The sequence below is a fragment of the uncultured Gimesia sp. genome (assembly GCF_963976445.1).
Classification (GTDB): Bacteria; Planctomycetota; Planctomycetia; order Planctomycetales; family Planctomycetaceae; genus Gimesia.
In genome coordinates this window covers 89,499-101,238 of sequence record NZ_CAXBKP010000019.1, presented here as the reverse complement: position 1 = coordinate 101,238, position 11,740 = coordinate 89,499, and the positions used below count along the sequence as shown (strand labels likewise).

6 protein-coding genes are annotated in these 11,740 nt (G+C 41.0%); all 6 read left to right on the top strand.

What is annotated here, in order from left to right:
* Nucleotides 1-894: 894 nt before the first annotated feature.
* The 6 genes from AAC022_RS19275 to AAC022_RS19250 all read left to right on the top strand — a co-directional run bounded on the left by AAC022_RS19275 (nucleotide 895) and on the right by AAC022_RS19250 (nucleotide 11,689).
* Entirely contained in the window at nucleotides 895-1,998 is a 1,104-nt protein-coding gene (locus AAC022_RS19275) for a hypothetical protein (RefSeq protein ID WP_339733641.1), read from the top strand.
* 488 nt (nucleotides 1,999-2,486) lie between these two features.
* Nucleotides 2,487-2,906 carry a hypothetical protein gene (locus AAC022_RS19270; RefSeq protein WP_339733640.1) on the top strand — a complete coding sequence of 140 codons (420 nt, stop codon included), beginning with the start codon at nucleotides 2,487-2,489 and terminating at the stop codon, nucleotides 2,904-2,906.
* 96 nt (nucleotides 2,907-3,002) lie between these two features.
* Nucleotides 3,003-4,169, top strand: coding sequence for an OpgC domain-containing protein (opgC, locus tag AAC022_RS19265; RefSeq protein WP_339733639.1), 1,167 nt, complete (start codon nucleotides 3,003-3,005; stop codon nucleotides 4,167-4,169).
* Between the two features lie 161 nt (nucleotides 4,170-4,330).
* Complete coding sequence (locus AAC022_RS19260) at nucleotides 4,331-5,308, top strand: DUF1559 domain-containing protein (protein WP_339733638.1); 978 nt, start codon at nucleotides 4,331-4,333, stop codon at nucleotides 5,306-5,308.
* Between the two features lie 63 nt (nucleotides 5,309-5,371).
* Nucleotides 5,372-6,421 (top strand): hypothetical protein, encoded by a 1,050-nt coding sequence (locus AAC022_RS19255; protein ID WP_339733637.1) that lies wholly within the window; start codon nucleotides 5,372-5,374, stop codon nucleotides 6,419-6,421.
* A 1,176-nt stretch (nucleotides 6,422-7,597) separates the two neighbouring features.
* A complete protein-coding gene (locus AAC022_RS19250; RefSeq protein WP_339733636.1) occupies nucleotides 7,598-11,689 on the top strand; it encodes an EF-hand domain-containing protein in 4,092 nt (1,363 codons plus the stop codon).
* The last annotated feature ends 51 nt before the right edge of the window (nucleotides 11,690-11,740 follow it).

Below are 11,740 nucleotides of genomic sequence, written 5' to 3'. Positions count from 1 at the left end.
ATGTTTGCGAAACATTAAACTTCCTTCAATTGCGATAGGGAGTACTAGCCAAAGCAATTTCTGTGTTTGTGCACTCAGTCGTGCATAATGTTTAATGACTTTTTAAAAGAGGTTTTGTGATGAGTAGATTATTAAAATTTTGTGGAATTTTATGTCTTTCAATTGCAGTAGCACTTAGTTTTCTAACGTTTACAGAAAGCACAGAGGCATCTTGTGGAAATATCAAATGTGGTTGCCCAATCGCATTTGATTGTAATGGGGCAAGTAACAACAAAAAATGTCAAGGACTACCATATGTTTGTCCGTCATCTTGTAAGTGCCTATCTGGGACACTAGCTTGCTGGTGTGAAGCATAAGGCGCTAGAGAAGAGTGCAGGGAGAGGGGAGATGCATATATTTTAAAGAAGTCATTCAGACGGTTATAAAGATATTTATGACAGTGGAATGTTTCTACAAGCTAACTCAAGTGTTTCTTCTCCCCTCTTTTTATACTTGCTTTTGTCATACATTCGTAAATTCTCTCTGCTCAAAAGTGAAATGTTGATAACGTTTATCTCCACTAATTTTGTTTTGATAATGGAATACTTTCAATTGCTAATATCAAAATAGCCTTTTTGACTGATAAGCTTTTTAGTTTATGCGGCAAGCCATACTAATAAAATGGGGCAATAAGCCGATTGCTCTTGTTTCAGGTAATTATCATTTAACTGCACACAAATATGATTAGTAATACACTAGCTACTCTTAACAGCTAAAGTGCCTCATTGAACTTTATAACATTCTGTTGGCGGTAGTATTAGTACATAAGCCTTAAATCTAAACTACTTAGACATCATAGACTACTATTATTTGATTGAAATTTTGCATTACATCCTAGAAAAGGTTACCAATTAAATGAATGGTTTAGTAGTTAAGCTGCCACCTTTAATATTGATTGTTTTTGCAACCAGTCCATTGGTTTTTTCACAAGAGAAGCCAGATGAAACACTTCTAAAAAAAGCGATCCAAGGATGGAAAAATTTTGCCTCAGAATTTAGCGTGTGGCAAGGAAGTGTTACATACAGGATATGGTCAATTGAAAAAGATGACGAAGCGACAGATTTCTTAAAAAACAGTGATAGTATTAATAAACCAGTCGAATGGGAAAGTAATCGATCGGCAAAGCAAAAGCATCAGATGCTATTGATTGAGAATCAGACCACTGGGGCTGATGAACGCAATTTATATGCATTGAACAAAGATTATTGTTTTCATATTTTGAACGATACTCCTAAAAAAAATAAATGGCACCTAAAATTTGCTGGACCAAAAACAGATTTGGGAGAAAAAATGACGAGTCCTTTCGAAACGTCAAAGGAGATTGGGGTCTTGCGTTTAATTCAGGCTCCATGGGCTTTCTTAGGAACACCATTATTCGAGGTCGTCTCTGGTCCCTCCTTCAAATTGATTAAGATAGCGCAACGCGTAGATGACACTGGAGTGAATATTGCTGAAATCCATTTTTCATACTCTACAAACATTACACTTCGTGAGAAGAAGATATTAGTGGAAGTTGAAAATGCAATATTAACAGCCCTTCCAGATCATCAGTGGGCAGTATCGGCTTTCGATGGCACTATCACATTAAAGGGAGAATCACTTAATAAACCTGTTTCATTTAGATCAAGATACAAAGTGGGGTATAATTTTGATCAAAAAAACATACCTGAGCAAATTAACCAATCAGATTTTACTGTCCCAATTCCAATCTATGCAATTTTTACGAAATCATCTCCGGTCGAGGATGGAGGATCTGCTACTGCAATCAATCTCGTTAAATTTAATAACATTTCTCCTCCCGATGAAGATTTCATGCTAGCTCACTATAACTTACCTGAATGGAAAGAGGCCCCCCCCCCTCGAAATAGCCTACTTTTTACAGTAATCGTGTTGAACGCAGTATTAATCTTAATTGCTATAGTTTGCTTTTATTATTCCAGAAAAGTAAAGAAAAATTGAAGCATGTTTCAGATAACGCAAGAGTCTAAGTTTTCAGCATGTGGAGGATATCACTTAGAGTAGAATACTTTGTAGTTTTTACTAAGCTATTTCAGTCAGGTTCCACAAGTTAGTAAAGTATGACTATTAGGAAGCTGTTGCTTGGGGAATAAAAACTGAAGTAAATACTTCAGCGACCATCCTTGTCTCAGATTACCATTTGAATATTTGATGAATGCATTATTCAATCTTTAACGATTGCCTTCTCAGGTGGAACGGGAGGTAAATTATTCTTTTCGCGACGTTTAGATAAAAGACAGAATTGCATATTGGTTCGCTTAAAATCTAACTCTTTATCGAGTTCAAATCAGGGTTGATTCCCATATCAGAATATCTAATACGCCATCGTATGGAGCAAACATTATCACTTCTTCTTACCAACCTACTTGGTCAAACCAAAGCTGTGAGATTATATTAATTTCTGTCATCTTGACAGGATTTCCTGCCGCATGAAAGGAATAGAAGTGAAATCAATCGCTTTATACACTGCTACTATTTTGATTATTAGCATATTTCTTATCATTACCTTTAAGTCAGGATTAAATAATACTGTGAGTCTTTCACCTAAAACGGTGTCTATAGCTGACTCAAAAGAATTTAGACAGTCTCCTTTTTTTAATATTGAATTGGAAAATGCCACCTCTATGAACATTGAGATAATTGGGTGGAATGCAAGTTGTTCATGTATCAAACTGATTGATGTCGAATTTCCATTTATCTTACTTGCGAATACAAAACGTAACATCAAAGGGAAAGTTACACTGACAGATCAATCACAAAATTATGATTTTTTATTACAAATACTTACAGCAGATCCGCAAAATAATACATTAAGTCAGCAAGTTCTCGTGCGTACCGAAAATGAGTGACCAGCAGCTCAGTGCGTTAAGAGGAGTTTGCTGTCCTTCATGGAAAATAATCTCTGTCCAAAACATTTTTTTACAAATACTATCGAAGAAACATCAATGAAATCCTCTGACCTGTTCCTGTTGGAGAAAAATACCCAACGAGATCTCAGGATCGATTTCTTTCGGGGGCTCGCGTTGATGATGATCTTAATTGATCATGTCGAAAGTATACTGGGGGTTTCGCTACTCAGCCGTTTCACGTTAAAAAGTTCTGGATTTTGTGATGCTGCTGAAGTCTTTATTTTTTTGTCAGGTTATTTATACGGTCGGGTTTACAGCCGTGTGCATCAAAAAGATGGTGCCGTAGCCTGCATCAAGAAGTCTGTGCGTCGTGGTTTTGGCCTCTATCTGGCCACTCTTCTGACCCTTTGCTGTTGTCTAGCAATCAGCGTTCCGTTTGCTTTAAGAAATGATCAGATTGCTCAGCAGTTATTTCTTACTCCACTGCTTGTGGTGCCTGTTGAGTCGACTTTCTACTTGGCAGATCTCTTATATACGCCTTACGGCTTTGAAATCCTGCGGCTTTATATTCTCTTTTTCCTAATCTTAATCCCCTCTCTCTTTTTGTTGCTAAAATGGGATCCTGTTGCCGCCTGGTTTTTATCCATTGGTTTGTATGCTGCAGCCCAGTATTTCAGTTGGTTTACAATTCCGATGGCGTTTAGTGAATTCAGATCGTTTCATTTCAATCCGTTTTCCTGGCAGTTTCTGTTCTTCATCGGATTAGTACTGGGCGCAAAAAAACAGCGAGGCACGACGCATTGGGATAACAGCAGAATCCTGGCTTGTTTCTCTTTAGTGATGATTTTGATGGTATTCTACTTTGATATTGTGGAGCCGGAAATTGTTTATCAAATACTCAATACAAAATTCCTGAATCTTTTCCAGGCAATGATAATGAAACAAACGATGGCCCCCTTCCGGCTGATTCATTTTCTGGCAATCGCCTTTTGTGTGAATTACTTGACTTCGTCGAAGGGGCGATTTTGGAAATCAAAATGGGCTAGTCCCCTCGTGGTTTGCGGACGGAATTCGTTATTTGTTTACTGTCTGGGTCTTGTTTTGATGTATCTGGTGGTAGTTCTCGTTTCGACATTTGTACTCGGGAATCGCTGGATCTTATTCTTCCATCTACTGGGAGGTGGGATCTCCATTTTACTAGCGATGGCCATTGATCATCATAAAAGGATTAAGCATAAATTTATGCGCGAACCAACGATTTGAGGAAAACACCGCTTTCTGGGGAAATTTGTCCAAACTGTTATTTTGTTCGTGCAATTCGATACAAATGTAGCTACTATTTAATAGGATACATACGGCCCCTCGTGATGTGTACGGACACTTCTGTGGATGAAATGAACCTCTTTTGTGAAAGACATTTTTCTTTGGTAATTCAGCAGAATAAAACGAGCCGCGGTGGTTTTACACTGATCGAGCTATTGGTGGTGATCAGTATCATTGCGATTTTAGTTGCTTTGATCCTGCCTGCCGTTCAGCAGGCCCGGGAAGCGGCGCGCAAAACTCAGTGTCGCAATCATCTCAAGCAACTGGCACTCGCATTACACAGTTACCATGATTCACATCAGGTCTTTCCACCTGGTGGCGTTGCCATTGATCCTGCGAACCATGTTGTGATTTGTGCTTCCGGGATCGGCTTTGGTGCCATTGATGTCTGGGCAGAAGCCTCCGCAGGCGCGGGCAAGCAGGGGACCAGTTGGATGCTGCATATTCTGCCCTATATTGATCAAGCCAATCGCTACAATCAATGGGATTTTACGAAGAGTGTCTCCGATAACGCCGTTGTGGCAGAACGTAATATTCCGATCTTCTATTGTCCTTCACGACGGAATGGAATCAGGAGTTCCGATACTGCCATCATGTTTCAGAACTGGAGTGCAGGCGGCAATGATTATGGAGGCTGCGTCGGCGGATGCAATGGATGGCATGACTGTGGGGCTCACGAGAGCTGGATTGTTCCTGATGGGAATCGTCCGGCCGGGCCGTGCAAAGGAATCTTTCAGGTCAACTCAAATATTCGAATGGCGCATATTACGGATGGAACCAGCAATACATTTATGCTGGGGGAACTTCAGCGTCTGAATGAGGGAACGGACAATACCACGAGCCGCGATGGCTGGGCTGTGGGCGCTGTCTCTGTCATGTTTTCCAGTTGTAGTAACGGGACCGAGTGTGATGGGCCGAACGGGGCTCACTTTGAAGATATGGGGAGCGAGCATGTTGGTGGTGCCTTTGTTGCACTGGCTGATGGGTCGGTTCATTTCATTGGCAATTCCATCAACCAGACCATTCTAAGATATCTGGGCAGTATTGCCGGCGATGGTCCCTCAAACTTTACTCAATAGCAATGCAATTGTTTTTGATAACGAAGAACTAACGTATACGGGGATCAACTGGTGGGGGGAAAGATGAAATCAAGCGTTTTTATTTCATTGATATTCTTCTTAGTATCGTCGATTCCCTGTGTTGGTGCAGCGCCTGCGAAAAAAGAAAAGCAGCCGAAGAAAACGCAACGTGAGCTTGTCTTTGAAAGAATGGACACAGATCACGATGGTTTGATGGACATTTCCGAGTATCTGGCAGGCAGTATTGGAAAAGTTGCTGATGCTAAGGACAAAGAATTTACCAAGTGGGATCTTGATAATGACCGTCGGCTCACATTTGAGGAATTTCGCAAGCGTGGTTTCGTTCCTTCCAAGAATCATAAGCCGAATCATGAGCTTGAATTCAAACGACGTGATCGAAATCGGGATCAGAAACTGAGTCTGCAGGAGTATCTGCTCAAGGTCCCTCAAGATGCACTTCGCTGGCGGCGTATGTCGTTTTTCCGGTCTGATTTAAATGAAGATCTCTCATTAACATTTGAGGAATATGTCGACCGTGGAGTAGGGCGGTTACTAAGCCCTCAATTCCTGTTTTTTCAACGGGATTTTAATGATGACGAAGCACTTTCTGCTGAGGAATTAATCTTTGGTATCAAGAATCCGGAACAAATTAAGAGAGCGCAGTCGCTGTTTGCTTTGCACGATTATAACAGTGATGGAGTGCTCTCATTCAAAGAATATCGCGTGACCCCTTATGCACGGCCTGACTTACAGGCTCATTTTGCGGGCCGTGACCAGGATGACAATAATAAGCTTGATGTGCGTGAATTAACATTGTTCTACCCTCCGCGTGCTTCGAACTGGATGTCAAAAAACTTTCGCCAATTTGACACAAACCACGATCAGTTTTTGGATTGGGAAGAGTATCAGGCGCGTGATCTCAAATTGAAGCGCCGCCACAAGCTGGCAAACTCCTGGTCAAGGGAAGAATGGTTTACAGCAAGTATTTTGCTTGTGGATTGCTTGCTTGTACTCGCCTTTGTCTTCTGGCTGGGGAATCGTCAACACAAAGCTTCCACTAAAATATCGAAAGCTTTGGTTGCTTCCAGTCAGTCTGGATCAACGAAGGCCTGACTCAATAACAACGACAATCAAAGTGACTTATATTTGAAGAATATTTTCAGTGTATGACATTAAACATCTGGGAAAAACGATGTTTGAGAATCAAATTGTCTTAGAGGAATCGAAAGCTGCCGAGTGACTTTACTTGATCATATCGATCTTTGGAAATAGTTCACTTCAGGTATCTTTGATAATACATGGATTTGAATCATGAATTTACAGCAATATCCTGGCATCACTGTCCGGTTGTTTGTCATTGTCGGAATTTATTTTAGTTTTTCTGGCCTGTGCAATGCGCAGACAGTATCTCCCCTCATTGCGCTCAAGCCTCGCCAGCCAATTTATGAATCTCTGTTTCTCAGCACTGACAAGAATGGAGATGGCCGTGTTTCCCTGAAGGAATATCAAAGGGCTGCCAAAAATAATGAGCTTTCACAACGAAGTGCGCAATTTAAACGGTATGACGAGAATAATGACGGGAGTCTTACACGGAATGAATTTAAGTACGCTCCCCTGGCACGTCCTACGAAATTACTTCGTTTTGTATGGAAAGATCAAAATCATGATCAGAAACTGGACCTGAATGAAATTCTGCGTGGAGAATCGAATCGTTGGGCTGCATTCGCGCGACGTGTTTCGGTGTTGTACGATGCGAATCAGGATGGGAGGCTTTCTTTTACTGAATGGGAGAAATCTCCTGATTGTATTCGGGAACTGGGGAATCTCTTAATGAAGCCCAGGGATCTCGATGGTGACGACCGTATCAGTCTGCAGGGGATTTTAGATGGCGTTGATCCCCGTTTAGTGAAAGGTCTGACGACTCATGTTGAAATATTTGATCTCAATCATGACCGGTTTCTCGACCGAGATGAATTTCCCGTTAATACAAATCTGTTTGACGGTACAACAACACTCTGGGGAGGCAATTCTCAGGTTATCTTCAAGAGCCTTGATCGTGATGCGAATAATTCGCTCGACATGAAGGAATTCAAGGAATATGAATTTCCTGAATATGTAAATAAGAATGAAAACACGCTCGCTCGTTATCATATGTTTCAATCGAATGCGGAAAATATATTTCACCGCTTTGATCAGAACCAGAATCATCAACTGAGCCTGGATGAGTTCAGCCCTCCTGTCGATTTATTATTTGCGAGGCTCGATCACGATCATAATACACGCCTTAGTATGAATGAATATCGAATCTGGATTTCAAAGAAAGTACCGCTGCAGAAAGTAGAATTTGATTTTAATCTCTATGATCAAGATCACAGTCAGTCTCTTTCTCTCGATGAATTCAAAGTTACTCCGTTATTTTATCCCAGTGATGAAGTGTTCTTTAAGTTTCTCGACCTTGACAATAGCAAGACTCTTTCGTTTGCAGAATTTCAAAGACAAGAGCCTGAATCCTCGTCTGCTAACTTAAAATGGAACTTTCACCACTTCGACGCTGATAACGACGACGAGCTCAGTCTGCAAGAATATCGTGATCGTGGTGTGGGCGTTGAATTGGATTCCATTACATTATTTAAGCAAAATGATAGCGACGGAAATGGAAAGTTGACTAAAAAAGAGTTTGTTCTCCGGATTAAGTCAAAGCAGGAGATCGATTGGGCTCTAAAAACCTTTTCGGTTGCGGATGAAAATAAAGATGAATTATTAACCTCCGCAGAATTTAAAATGAGTCCGATTGGGCGCCCCGATGTCCTTTCAAAATTACAATACTATGATTTAGATAAGAATGGGAATCTATCCTTTCAGGAGTGGGTTGCAACCAAAGCGTATCCCCATGCTTCGCTTTATCAATCCATGTTTGAACTTTTCGACACAAATCAGGACCAGCAGCTTGAGATTGATGAATTCAAGTATACTCCCTTAGGAGGACCGTCCAGTAAACTTCGTTTTGAATGGAAAGATCTCAACAAGGATGGCCAGTTAACGCAAGAAGAAATGCTACGGGGAGAATATTTCCGCCAGGCAGCTTTGATGCGTCATGTCCATGCTCGCTTTGATACGAATCATGACGCTTTGCTTTCTAATTCAGAATGGGAAAACTCCCCTGCCCATATTCTACAATTCAGGGATATTTTATTAAGCGTGAGAGATCTTGAAGGTGATGACCAGATAACCCTGAAAGACTGTCTGGGGACTCGTACTGGAAGTAATGTGGATTTCATCACAAATTTCTTTAGTGCATTTGATGCCAATCAGGATCAATTCTTGCAACGATCAGAATTCCCCATTATCACGGATTTGTTTAATGGCACCAGCCTCTTATTCAGAGAAGACTATCAAACGGTTTTCTCAAAACTCGATACAGATAAAAATGGTTCGATCAATCGGAACGAGTTTAAGAGACGTCAGTTGACCAGAGGTCAACTGAAACAGGCCTGGGCCATTAATCGGAAAAAATCGTTTCTCAAATATGCTGATCATACATTTGATCGGCTAGATTCCAATCAGGATCAGCAACTCAGTTTAAACGAATTTACCCCGTCCAGAGAGTTGCTCTTTTCTCGAGTTGATGTCGACCAGAATAACCGTTTGGAATTATCGGAGTTGGCATTAGTTCTTTCTGGCCTGGATCCCAAAGATTTGGAATACGAATTTCTATTGCATGATCAAAATGGTGATACTGCACTTTCTCAAACCGAATTTTCCAGTTTCAGTTACTTTTATCCAAACCGAAGAAAACTATTTTCCCTGTTTGACAAAGATCAAAATACACAGCTGAATCTATCCGAATTTCAGAGTCAAAAACATGCTGCTCACGCTGCTGCACTGAAACGTTCATTTCATCGTTATGATGCCAATAATGACGACCAACTGGATCAGGATGAATTTATTAAACAGGGTGTTGGTTTGGAACTGGATTCCATTACCAGTTTTAATGAAAAAGACACGAACGGAGACCGGAAACTTTCGATTGAAGAATTTAACTTTGGAAAACTGAAGCGAGAAATCGAAGGGGCCACCAAGACTTTCAAACAGGCTGATACAGATCAGGACCAATATTTGACAGCTGCCGAATTCAAGTTGACTCCAGCTGGGAGACCGGATGCACTCTCAAAACTGGAATATCTGGATACCAACGGTGATGGTTCATTATCGCTGGTTGAATTTAATTCAAAACATAAATATCGCCAATTAATGTTTATGGGTTTCATATTCGATCGCTTTGACCAGAATCAGGATGGGCAGCTAAGTCTGGAAGAATTCAGAAAAACTCCAGTTGCAAACCCTGTTGGTCTTCTGGGGGTACAAGACAAAAATGGTGATCGCAAATTAAATCTGTCTGATTTCATAAGCAACAAGTCTGGAAAGCGGCTCGAGTTGACTAAATTCTATTTTTCCAAGTTTGATGTCGATCAAGATGGCTGGCTTCGCCATGATGAGTTTCCCGTTCCCGTTGATCAGGCCATTCCGAAATACTCGATTCTTTATGATTCTGATATGGCATTTCTTCGTTTAGATATTGATGGAGATCAGATGCTGAGTTTAGAAGAATTCCGTAACCGCTCAACGCCTGATCATCCCTGGTCAAAAACAGAATATGAAAAATGGCTCAAAAAGGCAAATGACCTTTTTGCTAAACAAGATCTTAATCAAGACAACAAATTGTCAGTCAAAGAATTTGCATCTGAAACACCACTGGCCAATTGGATCATTGCTGATGGAGAAATCCTGCATTCCGTACCGGAGATTATGTTTCATGAATGGTCGTTTTTCTCCATGGACCGTAATAAAGATCTGCAATTAAGTATGGACGAATATTTGAAAGGTAAACCCGAGCATGTTCTTGAAAAAGTAAAAGAACAATTTCAGCAGGTTGATTCTGATCACAATAAGTCTCTAACTTTTGAGGAATATAAATATCATCCCAGTGCGCTTTATATTCCCTGGGATGATTTCTGGTGGCGCGATAAAAATCATGATCATTATTTAGACTCTGAAGAATTCAGCATTCGCTACTATCGCACTTTTCCGATATTAGGACAGCGTACATTGGATGCCTTTGATGACAATAAAGATGGAAAACTAAGTTATACCGAATTTCGAAAGACTCCCGATGCAAATCCGATTGGGCTGTCTATTTCGCGAGTAAGAGATAACAACAATGATGGAAAAGTTGAACTGGGAGAATTTGCAGGCATGTTGGAAGGAGGTGCCAAACTTCTCGCGGAAGCGCATTTTTCTGTATATGATCGTGATAAAAATGGAGAATTGAGTTGGGAGGAATTTCCTTATCGATTAGATAATACCTCATTTCCAACACCGGCAATTTTTGCGTATTATGACAAAAACCAGGATCAGCTTCTCACTTTTACAGAGATGTATCCTAATGAAAAGAAAAAGACAGGATCGTCGGGAACTTATGCATTGACAAATCAAAAACGGTTCCAAACCCTGGACCGGAATCGTGATGGCTTTGTCAACTGGGAAGAGTATAAAACCAGTGATCCAGGCACACGAATGAAAAAAGGAAAACAGCGTCCCCGGAATGTCGCGGTTACGTTTACAGGTGGGACACCTGCAGCTTGGATTCGCCCCGAGGATCGTCCCATGCCCCCTAGTGCTATTTCTGTCTTTAAAAGTAAGGATAAAGATCATGATTCTCAACTAAGTTTTGCCGAATATCTTGGCAAACATTACTCACCCAAATCGGAAGCTGCTGCCAAAATCATTTTTGCGCACTTCAATCGTAACTCCGATGAATTTTTGTCGTTCGAAGAATTTAAAGCATGCCCTCTGGCAAACCCGGATGCCGAGACGCTTTTTACAAGCCGAGACCGAAACCAGGATCAAAAAGTAGATCTTAAAGAATTTATTGCCTATCGAACGGGGGCAGGTCCTCAAAAGTATCTGGGGGATATTTTTAAACGGTTTGATGCGAATGGGGACGGTACGCTTATCTTGAACGAATTCAAGGCAACGCCTGAAGCGAAGCCAACAAGCGATATTGTGTTACCGACTAGAGACATGAATGGCGACGGAAAACTCGCTATTTCAGAATATAGTGACGTTCCGACAGATAAGCCCTCTCAGACACTACAGACGCAATTTGAATGGCTCGACTTGAATCATGACGGATTCTTGACCCTGGCAGAGCTAAAATTGAATGACCCGATTATTCCGACTCCCCCTCCTGCCGTCGCAAATCTTAATTCTAAGTCTTCGTGGCTGGCATCAAAAAACATAATGATTGTTCTTGGAGTCTGTTTAGCAATAGGGCTTTTGTTTTTAGTTTACAAAGCCGGAAAGATGAGCGCGGCGCGTTAGATGGAGAAGGTTTCTGTGTGACGTCAGTGGAATACGAAGAATATGATGAGG